An 18532-nucleotide genomic window follows, 5' to 3' on the forward strand; every position below is an offset into this window, starting at 1 on the left:
CATGACCCAGACCCTGGCCGATATGCGCCGCGACTACACCCGTGACGGGCTCAGCGAGGACCAGGCGCCCGCCGAGCCCTTCAGCCTCTTCCAGCACTGGTTCGGCGATGCGGTGAAGACCGAGCAGCTGCCGGTCGAGCCCAACGCCATGACCCTCGCCACCGTCGATGCCGACGGCCGCCCCCATTGCCGCGTGCTGCTGCTCAAGGGACTGGATGAGCGGGGCTTCACCTTCTTCAGCAACTACGACAGCGCCAAGGGTGGCCAACTGGCCGCCAACCCCTTCGCCGCCATGACCTTCTTCTGGCCGGCCCTGGAGCGCCAGGTCCGCATCGAGGGCCGTGTGGAGCGGGTGACCCCGGCCGAATCCGACGCCTATTACCAGGTGCGCCCCCTGGGCAGCCGCCTGGGCGCCTGGGCCTCGCCCCAGAGCAAGGTCATCCGCGATCGCAGCGAACTGGAGTCGCTTCTGGCGGAGACCGAGCGACGCTTCCTCGACCAGGCCCCCACCTGCCCGCCCCACTGGGGCGGCTACCGCCTGTTGCCGGAGCGCATCGAGTTCTGGCAGGGACGGCCGAGCCGTCTGCACGACCGCCTCAACTACCGCCTGGTGGAGGGCGCCTGGGTGCGTGAACGCCTGGCGCCCTGAGCCTTTTCCGGGACACGTGGCGGGCCTGTAGACTGCCCGCTTCCCAGGAGGCCTTCCCCATGCTCGAACTCGATTCCGCCCTGGCGCAGCTCATCGTCGACCGCGCCATGGCCATCCTGCCCCACAACATCAACGTGATGGATGAGCAGGGCATGATCATCGGCACCGGGGATCCGCAACGCCTGCACACCCGCCACGAGGGCGCGCAACTGGTGCTGGCCAATCGCCGCGTGGTGGAGATCGACGGCCAGGCGGCGGCTTGCCTGCGGGGCGTTCGTCCCGGGGTGAACCTGCCCCTGTTCCATGCCGAGCGGCTGATCGGCGTGCTGGGCATCACGGGCGAGCCCGACCTGGTCCGGCCTTATGCGGAACTGGTGCGCATGGCCGCCGAGGTGCTGGTGGAGCAGCGCCAGTTGCAGGTGGAACGGCATTGGCAGCGACACCAGCTGGAAGCCTGGCTGTGCCAGTTGGCCGATCCCCGGACCGAGCTGGTGCCCTTGGCCGCCGAGGCCGAGCGGATCGGCCTGTTGCTGAGCTGGCGGCAGCAGGTCTGCGTCCTGGAATTGACGGAGGAGGGCGATGCCCTGCCGCGTCGCGCCCGGCTCATGGACGCGCTGTCCCGGCAGGGGCAGCTCTGCGCCCCCCTGTCCGCCCGTGAGTTGATCTGCTGCCGTCCCTACAGCGTCGAGCGGGACGACCGGGCGTGGCTGGACCAGGCCGATGAGCGCGGCTGGGGGATCGCCCGGCTCTGCGTCAGCGATCCCCAGGCCTGCATCGGCGATCTGCGCGAAGCCGCACTCGCCACCCGGGCGCTGCTGGCCTTCGGCAGGGCCTGCCAGCCAGGGCAGCGACTGCTGCGGCTGGAGGATCACCGGTTGGCGACGCTGCTCTTCAGCCAGCGCGACAGCTGGCTTTTGCGGCGCTGGCTGGGCCCTCTGGAACGGCTGCTTGCCGAGGATGCCGATGGCGTCCTGCGCGAGACCCTGCTCGCCTGGCGCGAGCACGATGGCCACACCCAGGCGTGCGCCCGGGCCCTGGGGATCCATCGCAATACCCTGCGCTACCGCCTGGAACGCATCGCCGAGCTGGGCGGCTTCGGGCAGGTGCGCCACGACCAGCTATGGTTCCTCTGCCTGGGGCTGGAGTTGCTCCGGGAACGCAAGGCGGCTTGTGCCGATGCACCGCCCGCCCCGCGAAATGGAGCCCTGCACTAGGGCATTCGCACAGGGCTTCCGATCGGGGCCCTGCGGCACAATTGCCCGGCTGCAAACGGCATCCATAACAACAATCAAGGAGACCGCCCATGGTCCTGGTACTGATACTGGCGGCGCTGATCGCCTTCATCGTACTTTCCACCACGCGCCTTAAACTGCATCCCTTCCTCGCCCTGCTGGCGGCCGCCTTCATCGCCGGCTTCGCCTACCAGGTGCCCAGCGGCGAGATCGTCAAGACCATCACCACCGGGTTCGGCGGCATCCTCGGCTACATCGGCATCGTCATCGTCCTCGGGACCATCATCGGCGTGATCCTCGAGCGCAGCGGCGCGGCCATCACCATGGCCGAGACGGTGATCAAGCTGCTGGGCGAGCGTTTCCCCACGCTCACCCTGTCGATCATCGGCTACCTGGTGTCGATCCCGGTGTTCTGCGATTCGGGTTACGTGATCCTCAACTCCCTGAAGAACGCCCTGGCCGCCCGCATGCGCATTTCCACCGTGGCCATGAGCGTCGCCCTGGCCACCGGGCTCTACGCCAGCCACACCTTCGTGCCGCCCACCCCCGGTCCCATCGCCGCCGCCGGCAACCTGGGCCTGGAGTCCAGCCTGGGACTGGTGATCGCGGTCGGCCTGGTGGTGGCCCTGGTCACCGCCTTCGCCGGCATGTGGTGGGCCAACCGTTTCGTCGGGCGCGAGGTGGTGCTGGAGGACGACGGCCTGCCGCACCAGCCCGACCAGGACTTCGCCGCCCTGCGCGCGGGCTACGGCACGCTGCCGAGCGCGTTCCAGGCATTCGCGCCGATCTTCGTGCCCATCCTGCTGATCTGCCTGGGCTCCGTTGCCGCCTTTCCCGCCAAGCCCCTCGGCAGCGGCGGCTTCGCCGCGCTGCTGGGCTTCCTCGGCCAGCCCGTGGTGGCGTTGCTGGTGGGCCTGGCGCTGGCCTGCACGCTGCTCAAGGGCGAGGACAAGCGCAAGGAATTCCATGATCACGTGGTGGACGGCATCCTGTCCGCCGCGCCGATCCTGTTGATCACAGGGGCCGGTGGTGCCTTCGGCGCCGTGCTCAAGATCACCCCGCTGGGCGACTACCTGGGCAGCACCCTGTCGGCCCTCGGCATCGGCCTGTTCATGCCCTTCGTGGTCGCCGCCGCGCTGAAGACCGCCCAGGGTTCCACGACCGTGGCACTGGTCACCACCTCGGCGCTGGTCGCCCCGTTGCTCGGCCAACTGGGCCTGGACAGCGAAATGGGGCGGGTGCTGACGGTGATGGCCATCGGTGCCGGTGCCATGACCGTGTCCCATGCCAACGACAGCTTCTTCTGGGTGGTGACCCAGTTCAGCCGCATGCCGGTTTCGCTGGCCTACCGCGCCCAGACCCTGGCGACCCTGGTGCAGGGCATCGCCGGGATGCTCGCCACCTGGCTGCTCAGCCTGGTCCTGCTTTGACCGCTTCACCGTCCGGGGCCCCAAGGCTCCGGGCCCTTCCCGAGGTCGATCGATGAAAATCGTCATTGCTCCCGATTCCTTCAAGGAAAGCCTCAGCGCGCCCGAGGTGTCCGCCGCCATCGCCCGTGGCTGGGCCTCGGTGCTGCCGGAGGCGCAACTGGTGCAGAAACCCATGGCCGATGGCGGGGAGGGCACCGTGGATGCGGTGCTGGCCGCCACGGGCGGCGAACGGCGCGAGGCCTGGGTGCGGGGTCCCCTGGGGGAGCCGGTCAGTGCCCATTGGGGCTGGCTGGGGGAGGGCCGCGCGATCATCGAGATGGCCGCCGCCAGCGGCCTGCATCGGGTGCCACGGGAGCTCCGGGATGCCACTCGCACCAGCAGCTTCGGCACCGGCGAACTGATCCGCCACGCCCTGGACGCGGGCGCGACCCGCATCATTCTGGGCCTCGGCGGCAGCGCCACCAACGATGGCGGCGCCGGATTACTGGCCGCCCTGGGGCTGCGCCTGCTGGACGCCCAGGGTGACCCCCTGCCCGATGGCGGCGGCGCCCTGGCGAGACTGGCGCGTATCGACGCCTCCGGCCTCGACCCGAGGTTGCCGTCCGTGACCTTCGAGGTGGCAGCGGATGTCGATAACCCGCTGTGCGGTCCGAAAGGCGCGTCCCACGTCTTCGGCCCGCAGAAGGGCGCCAGCCCCGAGCAGGTCCGGTCGCTGGATGCCGCCCTGCACCGGTTCGCCCGGATCGTGGCCGACCACCTGGGGGAGGACCACAGCCTGCACCCGGGCGCCGGGGCGGCGGGCGGGCTCGGTTTCGCCGCGCGGGCCTTCCTCGGTGCGGGATTCCGTCCGGGTATCGAACTGGTGGCCGAACTGGCGCGGCTGGCCGAATCCATGGCGGACGCCGATCTGGCGATCACCGGAGAAGGGCGCCTGGACGCCCAGAGCCTGCATGGCAAGACGCCGGTGGGCGTGGCCCGCCTCGCCCGGGCAGCCGGTGTGCCGGTGATCGCGATTGCCGGCAGCCTGGGGGAGGGCTACCAGCGTCTTCGCGAGGCGGGTATCCAGGCCGCCTTCAGCCTGGTTCCCGGTCCCATGGCGCTGGAGCAGGCGATGGCGGCAGCCGCGGACGAACTGGAAGCCCGCAGCGCCGATATCGCCCGGCTCTGGCTGCTGGCCGCCGGCGCTCAGGCCCGATAGCGCCTCGACGCCTGTTCCAGCCAGGCCTGCAGGTCCCTGCGCCGGATGCCCTCGGCGCGGGCGGCCTGCAGCTGCTCCAGCATGAAGGCCTGCTTGGCCTTGTCGCCTTCGGCGAAGGACAGCGCCAGGTCGCGATCCATCCAGCGCTTGATGCGGACATAGAGCCACCAGTGGAAATAAAGTCCGGCGGCTGTGGTGATGACGATGATGACGTAGTCCATGGGCTAACCTGTCATGTATCGGGATGTTGTAGGACTGATTCCTCAGCCTCTGTGGGAAAACTGAATTCAGGCTGAACGAATGCCGAGTTCCATGCGTCCTCAGGTGACAGCCTTCGCGACGCGGAGTCTAATGGACCGGTTTTCAATTCTGGAGGTATTGCTATGCGTAAACCCTATCTGCTGGTGGCCTCTTTCACGGCTGTGGCGCTGGCGCTGGGTGGTTGTCAGTCGAGCCTGACCGGTGACACCTACTCCCGTGACGAGGCCCGCCGGGTGCAGACCGTGCGCATGGGCACCATCGAATCGCTGCGACCGGTGAAGATCGAGGGCACCAAGACCCCGGTCGGCGCGGGTGCCGGTGCGGTGGTCGGCGGCATCGGCGGCAGCACCATCGGCGGTGGGCGCGGCAGTGCGGTGGCCGCGGTGGTCGGTGCGGTCGCGGGCGGGCTGCTGGGGGCAGCGGCGGAAGAAGGCATTACCCGCACCCAGGGCGTGGAGATCACCGTGCGCGAAGACGACGGCTCCATGCGCGCCTATGTCCAGGAAGTGCAGCCCAATGAAGTCTTCCGCGTGGGTGAGCGCGTCCGCATCATGACGGTCAACGGCACCAGCCGCGTCAGCCACTGAAGCTAAGCTGTCCTTTCGGACGGCGGCCAATTTCTTCCTCTCCCTGAAAGGGCGACAGTGCCGATGGCCTGTCGCCTTTTGGGTTGGGCGCTGCTCGTCGACGTTAGATTTTTGAAATAATTCAATCTATCGACCTAGATCGATAGTAATGGATAATCGCGTCGTTTTTTTCTTGCCATGTCCGCTCCCGAAGGAGAGGGCGCTGACCTAGGGAGTAATGGATGATTCTGGCGCTCATCGTTGCGCTGCCCTTTCTCGGGGCGCTTCTTCCGCCTTTGGCCGAGCGCCTTGGCCGCACATTCTGCGCGAGTGTCGCCGCGCTGGCGCCCCTGGCCGGCCTGATCCTGCTGCTGACCCAGACCAGCGCCGTGTTCGGTGGCGAGACCCTGAAGCTGGTGGTGCCCTGGCTGCCGGGCTTCGGCCTGAGTTTCAGCCTGAGGCTGGATGGCCTGGGTTACCTCTTCGCCCTGCTGATCCTCGGCATCGGCCTGCTGGTCATCCTCTACGCCCGCTACTACCTGTCGAAGGAAGAGGCCTCGGGGCGCTTCTTCGCCTTCCTGCTGCTGTTCATGGGGGCGATGCTCGGGGTGGTGTTGTCGGAGAACCTGCTGCTGATGCTGGTGTTCTGGGAGCTCACCAGCCTGTCGTCCTTCCTGTTGATCGGCTTCTGGGGCCACCGTTCCGACGCGCGCAAAGGCTCGCGCATGGCCCTGGCGGTCACCGGTGGCGGCGGCCTGGCGCTGCTGGCGGGGGTGTTGCTGATCGGCCATATCGTCGGCAGCTTCGAGCTGTCCCAGGTGCTGGCGGCCGGCGAGCAGATTCGCGCTCACGCCCTGTATCCCCTGGCGCTTGCGCTGGTGCTGCTGGGCGCCTTCACCAAGTCGGCGCAGTTCCCATTCCACTTCTGGCTCCCCCATGCGATGGCGGCGCCTACTCCAGTGTCCGCCTACCTGCACTCGGCGACCATGGTGAAAGCCGGCGTATTCCTGCTGGCGCGCCTGTATCCGGCGTTGTCCGGGTCGGACCTTTGGTTCTACCTGGTGAGCCTGAGCGGCCTGGCGACGCTGTTGATCGGCGCCGGCATGGCGTTGTTCCAGCATGACCTCAAGGGGCTCCTGGCCTACTCCACCATCAGCCACCTGGGCCTGATCACCCTGCTGTTCGGCCTCGACTCGCCCCTGTCCAACGTGGCGGCGGTGTTTCACATCATCAACCACGCCACCTTCAAGGCCTCGCTGTTCATGGCGGCGGGCATCATCGATCACGAGACCGGCAGCCGCGACATGCGCCTGATCAACGGGCTCTGGAAGTACATGCCGCACACGGCGGTGCTGGCCATGGTGGCCTCCCTGGCCATGGCCGGCGTGCCCCTGCTCAACGGTTTCCTCAGCAAGGAAATGTTCTTCGGCGAGACCCTGCAGCAGGACCTGCTGGGCAGCTTCAGCTGGGTGGTGCCGGCGGCGGCGACCCTGGCCGGCGTGTTCTCGGTCGCCTATTCCCTGCGTTTCGTCCACGACGTGTTCTTCAACGGCGAGCCGGCGACCCTGGCCAAGTTCCCGCCTCACGAGCCGCCGCGCTACATGAAGGTGCCCGTGGAGATCCTGGTCGCCCTCTGCCTCCTGGTGGGCATGCTGCCGGGACTGACCGTGGCACCGCTGCTGGCCGCTGCAGCGTCCGCCAGCCTCGGCGGCGTCCTGCCGGAATACAGCCTTTCCATCTGGCACGGCTTCAACCTGCCGCTGGCGATGAGCGTGGTGGCGCTGGTCGGGGGTGTGCTGGTCTATGTGCTGCGCAAGCCGCTGTTCCGCTGGTACGCCGGTCTGCCGGACACCGATGCGAAGGAGGTGTTCGAGCAGCAGGTGCAGCGTGTCACCCGAGCCGCGCGCGGGATCACCGGCCTGCTGGAAAACGGCTCGCTGCAGCGCTCCCTGTCCTGGCTGCTGGGCAGTGCGCTGGTGGCGATCGCCTTCTACCTGGCGCCGCTGCCGCAGATCGCCGGCGAGCGTCCGCTGACCCCGCTGGATGGCATCACCGGTCTCGGCCTGGTGGTGCTGGGCCTGTCCGGCGTGCTGACCGCCATCTTCCATCGCCGGCGGCTGATCGCGCTGATGGTGCTGGGTGTGGCGGGCTTGCTGGTGGCCCTGGCCTTCGCCCGGTTCTCCGCCCCGGACCTCGCCCTGACCCAGTTGGTGGTGGAAGTGGTCACCCTGGTGCTGCTGATCCTCGCCCTCTACTACCTGCCGTCCCGCACCCCGGGGGAGAGTTCCAGCCTGCGCGGCCTGCGGGACTTCATCCTGGCCTGTGGCTTTGGCGTGATGGTGGCGCTGCTGGCCTACGCCGTGCTGACCCGCCCCTACGATGGCATCGCCGATTTCTTCCTGGCCAACGCGGTCTCCGGTGGCGGTGGTACCAACGTGGTGAACGTCATCCTGGTGGACTTCCGTGGCTTCGATACCCTGGGCGAGATCACCGTCCTGGCCATCGCCGCCGTGGGCATCTACGCGATGCTTTCGGGCCTGCACCTGACCCATCCGACCTGTGATCCCCAGGGGCGGCGCTGGGCCCACGCCAAGCACCCGCTGATTCTCGAGACCCTGTCGCGCCTGCTGCTGCCGCTGGCGCTGCTGATCTCGGTGTTCGTCTTCCTGCGCGGGCACAACCTGCCCGGCGGCGGCTTCATCGCCGGCCTGATCACCGCCGTGGCGCTGGTGCTGCAATACATCGCCAGCGGCATCGCCTGGGTGGAGCGGCGGATGAACCCGAGTTACCAGCGCATGGCCGGCGCCGGCGTGATGATCGCCGGGCTCACCGGGCTGGGCAGCTGGGCCTTCGGCCGCAACTTCCTCACCTCGGCTTTCGGTCACTTCGAGCTGCCCCTGGTGGGCGAGTTCGAACTGGCCACTGCCATGCTGTTCGACCTGGGCGTCTACCTGACGGTGGTCGGCTCCACCCTGCTGATGCTGGTCAACCTGGGGCGGGTGAGCCTGTCCCCGGCCGTGAGCAAGGAGATTCACTGATGGAAGCGCTGTTCGCCGTCACCCTGGGCCTGCTGACCGCCAGCGGCGTCTACCTGCTGCTGCGGGGGAGGACCTTCCCCGTGGTGCTGGGGCTGACCCTGCTGTCCTACGCCGTCAACCTGTTCCTCTTCGCCATGGGACGCCTCGCCGGCGAGGTCGCCGTGATCGGCCGCGAGGTGCAGCATGCCGATCCCCTGCCCCAGGCCCTGGTGCTCACCGCCATCGTCATCGGCTTCGCCATGACCGCCTTCGTGGTGGTGCTCGCCCTGCGGGGCGTATCGGAACTGGGCAGCGACCATGTGGACGGGCGCCGTGATCAGGAGCCCGCGCCATGACGCACCTGACGATCCTGCCCATCCTGATCCCGCTGTTCGCCGGTTCGTTGCTGCTGATGCTGCCCTCCATGGAGAGGCTCAAGCGCAGCATTTCGGTGCTGTCCACGCTGGCCCTGCTGCCGCTGGCGCTGTTGCTGATGCAGCAGGCCGACGACGGCCAACTGCGCGTCTACGCCCTGGGAGGCTGGCAGCCGCCCTTCGGCATCGTGCTGATGCTGGACCGTCTCGCCGCGCTGATGCTGCTGGCCACCGCCGTGCTGGCCAGCGCCGCGGTGCTCTACGCCGTTCGTGGCGACGACCGGCTCGGGCTGCGCTTCCATGCCCTGTTCCAGTTCCAGCTTCTGGGGATCAACGGGGCCTTCCTCACCGGCGACCTGTTCAACCTTTTCGTCTTCTTCGAGATTCTGCTGATCGCGTCCTACGCATTGCTGATGCATGGCAACGGGCCGGAGCGGGTGAGGGCGGCCCTGCACTACGTGATCCTCAACCTGGCGGGCTCGGCGCTGTTCCTGATCGGCGTCGGCACCCTCTATGGCATCACCGGCACCCTGAACATGGTGGACATGGCACGCCAGGTGGCTGAGGCCTCGCCCTCCCAGGCGCCGGTGCTGGCCGCCGCCGGGGTGGTGCTGCTGCTGGTGTTCGGCCTCAAGGCGGCGTTACTGCCGCTGTATTTCTGGCTGCCGCGCGCCTATGCCGCCGCCAGTGCGCCGGTGGCCGCGCTGTTCGCCATCATGACCAAGGTGGGCATCTACTCCATCCTGCGGGTCTACGGCCTGGTGTTCGGTCCCGAAGCCGGCGAGCTGGCCAACCTGGCCCAGCCCTGGCTCTGGCCGCTGGCCCTGGCGACCGTGCTGTTGGGCGCGCTGGGGGCGCTGGCCGCTACGACGCTGCAGGGGATGCTGGCCTACCTGGTGGTGGTATCCGCCGGGACCTTGCTGGCGGCCCTGGCCCTGGGCACGCCCGAGGCACAGGGCGCCGCGCTCTTCTACCTGCTGCACAGCACCTGGGTGGCCGGCGCGCTGTTCCTGCTGGCCGACCTGGTGGCCCGCCAGCGGGGCGACAAGGCCGGGCACCTGGTCCAGGGCCCGGCCCTGCAGAACCCGCGTCTGCTGGGGGCGGCCTTCTTCTTCGGCGCCATCGCCGTGGCCGGCCTGCCGCCGCTGTCGGGTTTCTTCGCCAAGCTGGCCTTGCTTCAGGCGGTACCACCCGGCGGCGGCGCGCTGCCGTTCTGGACGGTCCTGCTGATCGCCGGTTTCATCGCCCTGGTCGGCCTGAGCCGCGCCGGTAGCACGCTGTTCTGGAGAACCGGGAACCAGGTCCTGGGCAGTGCGGAGCTGGATGGCGGCCGCCTCTTCGCCACCCTGGCGCTGCTGTCCGGCAGCCTGTTGCTGGTGGTGTTCGGCCAGCCCCTGCTGGACTACGCCCAGGCCAGCGCCGCCCAGTTGCACGACCCGAACCTCTATCGCCCGATCCTCGGGGAGGCCGGAGCATGATGCGTCGACTCTTTCCCCATCCCGCCGAAAGCCTGCTGCTGCTGGTCTGCTGGCTGCTGCTGGTGAACTCCGTGGCCTTCGGCCAATGGCTGCTGGGGGCCTTCCTCGGCTGGGCGATCCCTTTCTGCTTCAGGCCCCTGCTCATCGAGCGGCCGTTTCGCTGGCACCCGCTGAAGCTTGCGCGCTTTCTGGTGATGGTGATGGGCGACATAGTCGTCGCCAACTTCCAGGTCGCGCGACTCACGCTCGGCCGGATGCAGGCCCTGCGCCCGGCCTTCGTCGAGGTGCCCATCGACCTGGACAACGAACTGGCCATCAGCGTGCTGGTGAGCGTGGTGTCCCTGACCCCGGGCTCCCTGGCCGCCGACCTCAGCGCCGACCGCCGCACCTTGCTGGTCCACGGCCTGGATGTAGCGGATGCCGCCGCCATGGTGGCCGGGATCAAGTCACGCTACGAGGCGCCCCTGAAGGAGATCTTCCCATGCTCGCCTACGTGATCCCTCTCTGCCTGGCCATGCTCGGCCTGGCCCTGGTGCTGACCCTGGCCCGGCTGATCAAGGGGCCTTGCCTGCCGGACCGGGTGCTGGCCCTGGATACCCTCTACATCAACGCCATCGCCCTGCTGGTGCTCTACGGCATCTGGAAGGGCAGCGACCTGTTCTTCGAGGTGGCGCTGCTGATCGCCGTGCTGGGTTTCGTCAGCACCGTCGCGGTGGCCAAGTACATGCTGCGTGGAGACATCATCGAATGACGGGCGAACCCCTGGCCCTGTGGGCGCAAATCGTCGTGTCGCTGTTCCTGGTGCTCGGCAGCCTGTTCATGCTCATCGGCGCCATCGGCCTGTTCCGGTTGCCGGACTTCTTCATGCGCCTGCATGGGCCCACCAAGGCCACCACCCTGGGCATCGGCGGCGTGGTGATGGCGTCCATGGTCTTCTTCTCCGCTGGCGCGGATGGCTTGAGCCTGCGTGAACTGCTGATCAGCCTCTTTCTCTTCATCAGCGCACCGGTCAGCGCCTACATGCTGGCCAAGGCGGCGGTGATCCAGCAATTGCCGCTGGAGCGGCGTACCCGGGGCAAGCCCTGGGACCAGTGAGCGCCGCGCCGGGCCTGCCGCGCGGCGCCAACTGGCGAAGGGGTCAGGGCGCTGTCCAGGCGAGCACCACGTCCAGCATGCGGTTGGCGAAGGCCCATTCGTTGTCGTACCAGGCCAGCACCTTCACCAGGTCGCCCTGTACTCGGGTGTGGTTGAGGTCCACCACGCAGGACACGGGATGACCATTGAAGTCGCTGGAGACCAGGGGCAGGGCGTTGCACTCCATCACGCCCCGGGGCAGGTCACGGGAGCCAGCTTCCAGCGCGGCGTTGAGCGCATCGCGGCTGGTCCGGCGTTCGGCGATGAAGGACAGGTCCAGCAGCGATACGTTGGGCGTGGGCACGCGCACCGCCAGGCCGTCCAGGCGCCCGGCCAGCTCCGGCAGCACCAGGCCGATGGCCTTGGCCGCGCCCGTGCTGGTGGGAATCATCGACACCGCAGCCGCCCTTGCCCGATAGAGGTCGCCGTGGCTCTTGTCCAACAGGCTCTGGTCATTGGTGTAGGCGTGCACCGTGGTCACCAGGCCGCTGCGGATGCCCACCTGGCGGTGCAGCAGCATGGCCAGCGGCGCCAGGCAGTTGGTGGTGCAGGACGCGTTGGAGACGATCTGCTGGCTGCCCAACTGCTCGTGGTTGACGCCGTAGACCACGGTCAGGTCGGCGCTGTCCAGGGGGTGGGACAGCAGCACCCGGGGGGCGCCGGCGGTGAGGTGCTGCTCCACCTGGGCACGTTTCTTCATCTTGCCGGAGCACTCCAGCACCAGGTCCACCCCCAGTTGATCCCAGGGCAGGTTCACCGGGTCGCGCTCGCGCAGCAGGCGGATGGTCTGGTTGTTCAGCTGGAGGTGGTCGTCGTGGAGGGCCACGTGGCCGTTGAAGCGGCCGAAGGTGGAGTCGAAGCGGGTGAGGTGGGCCAGCGACTCGAAGTCGCCGAGGTCATTGATGGCTTCGATGCGCAGGCGCTGGTCGAGACCTCGCTCGAACAGCGCACGAACCAGGGCGCGACCGATGCGCCCATATCCATTCAGAGCGATACGCAGCATGGCATTCTCCTTCCGGTTGCTCTGTCCTGAGCTTAGTGGCGAAGTGGAAGGCGGGTGCCGCGCGTTGTAACGGAAAGCTCCGGGGGTTCCTGTGGAACGGCCCCGGAGCGGGTGGGATCAATCGGTGCGGGAGCCGCCGAAGTAGGCACAGCCCCGTTGCGGCTGGCCATCCAGGCGCAGCTCGGCGGTCAGGTGCTGGACCGCGCCGCTCATGCCGTCCACGCAGCGCTGGGGCGCGACCCAGAGTTCCAGGCGTTGTCCATTGGCTTCGCTGGAGAGGTTGAATCGGCCGTCGGGCAGTTGTTCTTCCATGTAGGGCAGCGCCAGCGACGGCTGGCCGGGGCGATCCAGGATCAGGCCCTTGCCGCTGACACTGAGGCTCCACTCCGGTTCATGGCCGCTGGCCCGCAGCAGTAGCCGCTTGAAGTTGAGGTCGTCGCAGCCATGGCCCTCGCGCTGCAGGCGATACAGGGTGCGGACATCCAGCTGGCCGTCCGCGCCCTGCACCTGGGTGGCGCCCATCACGGCGCGGAGATCGGCGAACAGCGCGCCGGGGCCCTCGGCGGAGAGGTTGGCCGCTTCCGGCAGCAGGCCGGTGGCGCCGCCGTCCACCAGGGCGAAGCGGCGTTTTTCTCCGCAGGGGCTGAACATCACCTGCCCGGCGTCTACGCTCAGCAGACCCTGCAGGCGAACCTGGTTGGCGACGGGGGCGGGAGCCTTTTCGGCGAACATCTGGCAGGCGCCGAACAGCGGCAGAAGGCAGAACAGCAGGGGGCGAGTCAGGCGCATGAAGGGGTCTCCGTCGGGAAGCGGCCACGTTACCGGTGCGGGGCGCCCAGCTCAAGGGAGGCGGAGCGGATGATCCGATGCAAGCGCGTCTATGAAGCGGCGACGGCGGCGGATGGCCAGCGGGTACTGGTGGATCGGCTGTGGCCGAGAGGCTGTCGCAAGGAGTCGCTGGCCCTGGCCGACTGGGCGAAGGACGCGGCGCCCTCGCCTGAGCTACGCAAGCAGTTCTGCCATGAAGTGGAGCTGTTCGACGAGTTCCGCCTGCTCTATCGCGCTGAACTGGCGGCCCATCCGGCGCACTGGCTGGGGTTGCTGGAACGGGCGCGCAATGGGGACCTGACCCTGCTTTTCGCCGCCAGGGACGAGGTCCATAACAACGCGGTGGTGCTCGCCGAGTTCCTCGAGGAGGAGCTGGAGCGGTGCGGGCCACCCAGCTCGCCGGTGTGCTACGCCGGCGAGTTCTGAGCGTCACCACACCCGGTAGGTCTGGCCCGTCTGCGCGCCCTCGGCGCTCTTGGCGTAGGCCAGCGCGGCCTGGGCAGCCGGCACGGCCTTGAAGCCCCTGAAGTAAGGGCCGTAGGCCGGCAGCGCTTCCTCGACCACCGTCGGACTGACGCTGTTGATGCGCATGCCACGGGGCAATTCGAGGGCCGCGCTGCGCACGAAGGCGTCCAGGGCGCCGTTCACCAGGCTCGCCGACGCGCCGTAGCGGATCGGGTCGTCGCTCAGCACCCCGGAAGTGAGGGTGAAGGAGGCGCCGTCATTAGCGAACTCGCGGCCGATCAGCACCAGGTTCACCTGGCCCATCAGCTTGTCCCGCAGGCCCACCTCGAACTCCGCCTCGCCCATTTCCGCCAGGGCGCCGAAGTGCACCTTGCCGGCGGCGCTGATCAGGGCGTCGAAGGCTCCTGCCTGCTCGAACAGGTGGCGGATGGACGCGGGATCGGTGATGTCCGCCTGCAGGTCGCCGCTGTTGCGGCCGACCCGGATAATGTCGTGGCGCGCCTTGAGCTCCTGTTCGATGGCCTGTCCGATGGTGCCGCTGGCGCCGACGAGGATGATCTTCATGATTCGACTCCTGGGTGAGGTTGGAATGAGGAAGCCAGTGTAGAGTGACCTTTGTTTCCGATAAGCCGTGCAATCGGAAAACGTTGGTTTTCATATGGAAACAATCTGGCGAACCTGAACATGAGCGAACTGGACGACCTGGCGGCCTTCGCCGTCCTGATGGAGGCCGGCAGCTTCACGGCGGCGGCGGAGCGACTGGGGTGCAGCAAGGGCCAGCTGTCCAAGCGAATTCGCGCCCTTGAACTGGGGTTGGGCGCGTCGCTGTTGCACCGCACCACCCGCCGCCTGGACCTGACGCCCGCCGGCGCCGCGCTGCTACCCGAGGCCCAGGCCCTGACCGCCCAGGCGGAGCGCGCGCGACAGACCGTGCTGCGCCTGCAGGACGAACTGGCCGGGAGGGTGCGACTGACAGTCCCGATTTCCTTCGGCGAAACCTTCTTCGACTCGCTGTTGCTGGACTTCACCCGGCGTTACCCGCGAATCCGCATCGAGCTGGACCTGTTCAACGGCTACCGCGACCTGGCGGCCGAAGGCTTCGACCTGGCGATCCGCTCCGGCATGGACCCGGATGAACGCCTGGTGGCACGACCGCTGTTTTCCCTGGAGGAAATCACCTGCGCCTCCCCGCGCTACCTCGCCAGACAGGGGACGCCCGCGCATCCCGCCGACCTGGCCGCTCACCAGTGCCTGCTCAATACCCATTACAGCGGATTCGAGGAGTGGCTTTACCACCGGCAGCATCGGCTGGAGCGGGTGAAGGTGGCCGGCAGCCTGGCCAGCAATCACTACAGCCTGCTGAAGAAGGCGGCGTTGTCCGACGTCGGCATCGCGCGCCTGCCGTCCTACATGGTCCAGGACGAGCTGGCCGACGGCCGGCTGGTGTGGCTGCTGCGCGAATACCGGACGCGGCAGGCCCCGGTGTTCCTCGTCCATCCCTGGCAGGGCGGCCTGCCCCGGCGCATCCAGGTGCTGGTGGACTACCTGCTGGCCTGGTTCGAGCGCAGCCGCCAGCGGCTGGACGAGATGGCGGACCAGGCAGGTGGCGCCCCGTAGGAGCGGGCGCGCCCGCGAACACCTCCGCGCCCTTCGCCACGAAAGCGGCCCCCCGCTGTAGGAGCGGGCTTACCCGCGAACGGGTCCGCGCCCTTCGCCGGCAAGCCGGCTCCTACGAAGCGAAGTCAGCCGAAATTCAATGCGCCCTGCTTGCAGCAGCGCACCAGGGCCTCTTCCAGCTTGCGGTCGGGCATGGCGTGGGCGCGGAGGGTGCGGGCGGTCTTTTCGACGTAGTCACGGGTGCTGCCGTAGCGCCCGCTGGCGTTGTCGAACACCTGGCGCAGCACGTGGTCCGGCAGGGCGCCGGCGTAGCAGGAGATATTGCGGCGCAACACGAAACCCAGCGCCTGGACCCGTGGGCCATCGTCCAGCTGGCAGCTGAGCCACTTGGGCTGATAGGCCGCGTCGGGCATCTCCCGCTCCCAGAGGGCGAGCAGGTGGGCCTCCAGCTGTTCCTCCGGCAAGCGGTAGGCAAAGCCCGCGCAGGAGCCGCCCCGGTCCAGCCCCAGCACCAGGCCGGGCGTTTCGGGGGTGCCGCGGTGGATCTGCGACCAGAGATAGAGCCCCCGGTGATAGCCGTGGACGCGGGCGCGACGGGTTTCCACCGCCGGGCACTCGGGCCGCCAGATCAGCGAGCCGTAGGCGAACAGCCAGACCGCGCCACCCTGGTGCCGCCCCATGGTGTTTTCCAGGGAGGCGCGCAGTTCCGCGTGGGTGAGTTGCACCGGCTGCTCCAGCAGCGGCGGATAGGACGGGGTCGAAAAGGCGGGATCGGGGCCGTGCATCGCGGTAATTCAGGCTCCTCGGCAACTACGCCGCCAGTTTTACCAGTTGTCCGCCCGGCTGCGAACAGGCGTTTGTCGACTGGACGCGGGAATGCGTCGCCTTTCGCCATCCGGTCGGGAAAAAGCGCGCATTCGGCGGCGCGGTGTGGTCCACAGCGGGCGCATCCCCTGTCCCCGGTCGATACTTAGCCGATACCAGGCCCGCCGCCCCGCCCGGAGCTGCCCGACGGCCTGGCCGGAACGGCGCGCTGCGGCCGCTCCGGGCCCGCATTCTCTGTTTCGGGGGAGTCTTCGCCTTGGACGCCAGGATCAGGATCGGCATCGTCGACGACCATCCGCTGCTCAGGCAGGGCGTGGCCGCCACGCTCAAGCGCATCGCGGATTTTCAGGTGGTGGAGCAGGGCGGGTGCGCGGACGACGCGCTGGCCATCGCCCTGGCGCAGCGCCCGGATGTGCTGCTGATGGATGTGAACATGCCGGGCGACTGCTTCGCCGCGGTGCGCCGGATCGACCGCGAGGCGGAAGGCGTGCGGGTGCTCATGCTGACGGTCTCGGAAAGCGAGGACGACGCCTATTCGGCGTTGGAGGCCGGTGCCCGGGGCTATGTGCTCAAGGGGGTCAGCGGACCGGAGCTGGTGCAGGCGATCCGCACCGTGGCCAGCGGCGAGAGCTTCATCACGCCGGCGTTCGCCAGCCGCCTGCTGGGGCGCATGCGCCGGCACCAGAAGCAGGAGCAGCATCGCATCGAACTCACCCACCGGGAGGAGCAGATCATCCGCGAGGTGGCCAACGGCCTGACCAATCGCGAGGTGGCGGACAAGCTCTGCCTGAGTGAGAAGACCGTGAAGTACTACATGACCAACGTGATGCAGAAGCTGCACGCTCGCAATCGCGTGGAGGCCGTCACCGCCGTGCGCCGCCAGTGGGAGGGCGGCGCATCCTGAAGGTCCCTCACTCGGGGCCGCCGTCCAGCCGGAAGCAGGCGCTGACGCGGGTGCCTGCGCCCGGCGCCGAATCGATCTCGAAGCGCCCGCCCAGGGCCTCCACCCGATAGCGCATGCCCGCCAGCCCGAGGCGACGACGGCCGTCGCCTTCGGCGGCCTGCGCGGCGGGCACGAAGCCCGGCCCCGAATCCTCCACGCGGACCTGCAACTGGCGATCCCGCACGCGGGCGCTGAGCTTCAGGCCGGCCCCGCCGGCGTGCAGCACGGCGTTGTTCAGCGCTTCCTGAACGAAGCGGTAGAGGCCGATCTTCAGCGACATGGTGGCCTGGGCGGGCAGGGGCTCCAGGTCCAGGTCGACCTGGGTGTCGCTGCGCTGTTCATGGCGCTGCACCACCAGGCGCAGCACTGCGTCCAGCCCCATCTGGCTGATCTCGGGCACTGCCAGGCCCCGTGAGATATCGCGCACCTCGCGCAGGGCGTCCTGGGCGGCGCTGCGGATGGCTTCCAGCGCGTCGCCCTCCACCGGCTCGCCCAGGGCTTCCAGCCGCTCGCGCAGGTGAGCCAGCTCGTCCAGGCGCACCAGGATCAGCGTCAGCAACTGGGCCGGGCCGTCGTGGAGGTCTGCGCCCAGGCGCCTCAGGGTGAGCTCGCTGATGCGCGAGAAGCCCTGGTTGGCACTGGCGATATGCCGTTGCAACTGGGCGTTGTGGGCGTGCAGGCGCACCTGTTCTTCCATGCGCTGGCGCAGGTCCACCGCCTGCCTCTCGATGATCCGCTCGCCCTGGCGCACCACGAAGAACAGCAGGCCGAGCATGGCCAGGGTCGCGGTGCCCATCACGGCCCATACCTGCAGCCGCACGGTGCGGATTTCCTGCTCCAGGCGATCGGCTCGTTCGTAGAACTCGCCCACCGCCACCACGCGACCGCTGCCGCTTTCCCGCAGGGGCGCGTAGATCTCGTAGAGCGGCACGTTGAGCCCGCGTTCGAAGACGTTCTCTTCCTGAACCAGATTATCGAGATCGGTGACGATGCGGCCCTTCAGCGCTTCGTCGATCTCGTCGGTGGGAAACTTCTGGTGGGTGGCCGTCTTGTCGGTGCTGTAGATGATGGTGCCGTCTGGGCGCCAGATCTTCACCGAGGCGACGTGGCGATTGAGGTTGCTGTTGACGATCAGACGGTCGATGGCGGCCGCGCTCTCGGGCGGGATGTCCTGGGTCCGCGCCAGTTCCTGGACGAAGGGTTCGAGAAAGCTCTCCATGTACAGGGCGCCGGCCTGGGCGGCCGACTGCACGGCGGCGCGCTCGATGTGATGGCTCACCAGGTTGCCCACCAGGGTCATGGTCAGGCCGAGGATCAGGCTGGCGGCGATGACGAACTGGGTGGAGCGCTTGAGGCGGTCCAGCCAGGCACCGGCGCGACCCGACCTTGGTCGGGTGGCGGATTCGACCAAGGTCGGGTCGGGGGCCTGGTCCATGGTCGATGAATTGGATTCGACCTTCGCATCTGTGGGCATCTGGCGGACTCCTCGATGCTGTCTCCAACGCCTAGGGA

General features: G+C 68.3%; 20 protein-coding genes. 14 read left to right on the plus strand and 6 right to left on the minus strand.

The annotated features are described in order from the left end of the window. Position 1 precedes the first annotated feature (1 nt). The 4 genes from pdxH (at position 2) to KF707C_RS08635 (ending at position 4509) form a co-directional block, all read left to right on the plus strand. A complete protein-coding gene (gene pdxH, locus KF707C_RS08620) occupies positions 2 to 649 on the plus strand; it encodes a pyridoxamine 5'-phosphate oxidase (RefSeq protein ID WP_003452577.1) in 648 nt (215 codons plus the stop codon). 59 nt (positions 650 to 708) lie between these two features. Then, the gene (locus KF707C_RS08625; protein WP_003452575.1) at positions 709 to 1863 is read left to right on the plus strand and encodes a sugar diacid recognition domain-containing protein; all 1155 of its coding nucleotides are present in this window, start codon (positions 709 to 711) and stop codon (positions 1861 to 1863) included. Between the two features lie 89 nt (positions 1864 to 1952). After that, positions 1953 to 3311, plus strand: a complete 1359-nt coding sequence (locus tag KF707C_RS08630; protein ID WP_003452574.1) for a GntP family permease — start codon at positions 1953 to 1955, stop codon at positions 3309 to 3311. A 52-nt stretch (positions 3312 to 3363) separates the two neighbouring features. Continuing rightward, entirely contained in the window at positions 3364 to 4509 is a 1146-nt protein-coding gene (locus KF707C_RS08635) for a glycerate kinase (RefSeq protein ID WP_003452573.1), read from the plus strand. Here the strand turns inward: KF707C_RS08635 and KF707C_RS08640 are convergent. Continuing rightward, a complete protein-coding gene (locus KF707C_RS08640; protein WP_003452572.1) occupies positions 4497 to 4730 on the minus strand; it encodes a hypothetical protein in 234 nt (77 codons plus the stop codon). The two genes, KF707C_RS08635 and KF707C_RS08640, sit on opposite strands and share 13 nt — an antisense overlap. A 162-nt stretch (positions 4731 to 4892) precedes the next feature. Here KF707C_RS08640 and KF707C_RS08645 point away from each other — a divergent pair, with 162 nt between their 5' ends. The 7 genes from KF707C_RS08645 (at position 4893) to KF707C_RS08675 (ending at position 11300) form a co-directional block, all read left to right on the plus strand. Beyond that, on the plus strand, positions 4893 to 5357 hold the full coding sequence (locus KF707C_RS08645; protein WP_003452571.1) for an outer membrane lipoprotein: 465 nt from the start codon (positions 4893 to 4895) through the stop codon (positions 5355 to 5357). Between the two features lie 221 nt (positions 5358 to 5578). Continuing rightward, positions 5579 to 8374, plus strand: coding sequence for a monovalent cation/H+ antiporter subunit A (locus KF707C_RS08650; RefSeq protein WP_003452570.1), 2796 nt, complete (start codon positions 5579 to 5581; stop codon positions 8372 to 8374). Then, complete coding sequence (locus tag KF707C_RS08655; RefSeq protein ID WP_003452569.1) at positions 8374 to 8709, plus strand: Na+/H+ antiporter subunit C; 336 nt, start codon at positions 8374 to 8376, stop codon at positions 8707 to 8709. The genes KF707C_RS08650 and KF707C_RS08655 overlap by 1 nt, the downstream gene beginning before the upstream one ends. After that, positions 8706 to 10205, plus strand: coding sequence for a monovalent cation/H+ antiporter subunit D (locus KF707C_RS08660; protein ID WP_003452568.1), 1500 nt, complete (start codon positions 8706 to 8708; stop codon positions 10203 to 10205). Before KF707C_RS08655 ends, KF707C_RS08660 begins: the two co-directional genes overlap by 4 nt. Further along, entirely contained in the window at positions 10202 to 10702 is a 501-nt protein-coding gene (locus KF707C_RS08665) for a Na+/H+ antiporter subunit E (protein ID WP_036993078.1), read from the plus strand. The genes KF707C_RS08660 and KF707C_RS08665 overlap by 4 nt, the downstream gene beginning before the upstream one ends. After that, positions 10687 to 10956 carry a K+/H+ antiporter subunit F gene (locus tag KF707C_RS08670; RefSeq protein WP_003452565.1) on the plus strand — a complete coding sequence of 90 codons (270 nt, stop codon included), beginning with the start codon at positions 10687 to 10689 and terminating at the stop codon, positions 10954 to 10956. Before KF707C_RS08665 ends, KF707C_RS08670 begins: the two co-directional genes overlap by 16 nt. Beyond that, positions 10953 to 11300 carry a Na+/H+ antiporter subunit G gene (locus KF707C_RS08675; RefSeq protein ID WP_003452564.1) on the plus strand — a complete coding sequence of 116 codons (348 nt, stop codon included), beginning with the start codon at positions 10953 to 10955 and terminating at the stop codon, positions 11298 to 11300. The genes KF707C_RS08670 and KF707C_RS08675 overlap by 4 nt, the downstream gene beginning before the upstream one ends. Positions 11301 to 11343: 43 nt before the next feature. Here KF707C_RS08675 and gap read toward each other — a convergent pair whose 3' ends face one another. Both gap and KF707C_RS08685 read right to left on the minus strand, forming a co-directional pair. Continuing rightward, the gene (gene gap, locus KF707C_RS08680) at positions 11344 to 12342 is read right to left on the minus strand and encodes a type I glyceraldehyde-3-phosphate dehydrogenase (RefSeq protein WP_003452561.1); all 999 of its coding nucleotides are present in this window, start codon (positions 12340 to 12342) and stop codon (positions 11344 to 11346) included. Positions 12343 to 12459: 117 nt separating this feature from the next. Continuing rightward, the gene (locus KF707C_RS08685; protein WP_003452559.1) at positions 12460 to 13131 is read right to left on the minus strand and encodes a COG3650 family protein; all 672 of its coding nucleotides are present in this window, start codon (positions 13129 to 13131) and stop codon (positions 12460 to 12462) included. A gap of 69 nt (positions 13132 to 13200) precedes the next feature. On the opposite strand from KF707C_RS08685, the gene KF707C_RS08690 reads away from it, so the two are divergent. Continuing rightward, a complete protein-coding gene (locus tag KF707C_RS08690; RefSeq protein WP_003452557.1) occupies positions 13201 to 13596 on the plus strand; it encodes a DUF488 domain-containing protein in 396 nt (131 codons plus the stop codon). Positions 13597 to 13599: 3 nt separating this feature from the next. Here KF707C_RS08690 and KF707C_RS08695 read toward each other — a convergent pair whose 3' ends face one another. Further along, complete coding sequence (locus tag KF707C_RS08695) at positions 13600 to 14199, minus strand: short chain dehydrogenase (RefSeq protein WP_003452555.1); 600 nt, start codon at positions 14197 to 14199, stop codon at positions 13600 to 13602. Between the two features lie 120 nt (positions 14200 to 14319). Here KF707C_RS08695 and KF707C_RS08700 point away from each other — a divergent pair, with 120 nt between their 5' ends. Then, positions 14320 to 15252, plus strand: a complete 933-nt coding sequence (locus KF707C_RS08700) for a LysR family transcriptional regulator (RefSeq protein ID WP_003452553.1) — start codon at positions 14320 to 14322, stop codon at positions 15250 to 15252. A 125-nt stretch (positions 15253 to 15377) separates the two neighbouring features. On the opposite strand, the gene KF707C_RS08705 is transcribed toward KF707C_RS08700, so the two are convergent. Next, the gene (locus KF707C_RS08705; protein WP_003452552.1) at positions 15378 to 16037 is read right to left on the minus strand and encodes a gamma-glutamylcyclotransferase; all 660 of its coding nucleotides are present in this window, start codon (positions 16035 to 16037) and stop codon (positions 15378 to 15380) included. A gap of 296 nt (positions 16038 to 16333) precedes the next feature. Here KF707C_RS08705 and KF707C_RS08710 point away from each other — a divergent pair, with 296 nt between their 5' ends. Next, entirely contained in the window at positions 16334 to 16981 is a 648-nt protein-coding gene (locus KF707C_RS08710; protein WP_003452549.1) for a response regulator, read from the plus strand. A 7-nt stretch (positions 16982 to 16988) separates the two neighbouring features. Here KF707C_RS08710 and KF707C_RS08715 read toward each other — a convergent pair whose 3' ends face one another. Next, positions 16989 to 18494 carry a sensor histidine kinase gene (locus tag KF707C_RS08715; RefSeq protein WP_036993076.1) on the minus strand — a complete coding sequence of 502 codons (1506 nt, stop codon included), beginning with the start codon at positions 18492 to 18494 and terminating at the stop codon, positions 16989 to 16991. Between the last annotated feature and the right edge of the window lie 38 nt (positions 18495 to 18532).

Origin of the sequence: Pseudomonas furukawaii, from assembly GCF_002355475.1 — a bacterium.
Taxonomy (GTDB): Bacteria; Pseudomonadota; Gammaproteobacteria; order Pseudomonadales; family Pseudomonadaceae; genus Metapseudomonas; species Metapseudomonas furukawaii.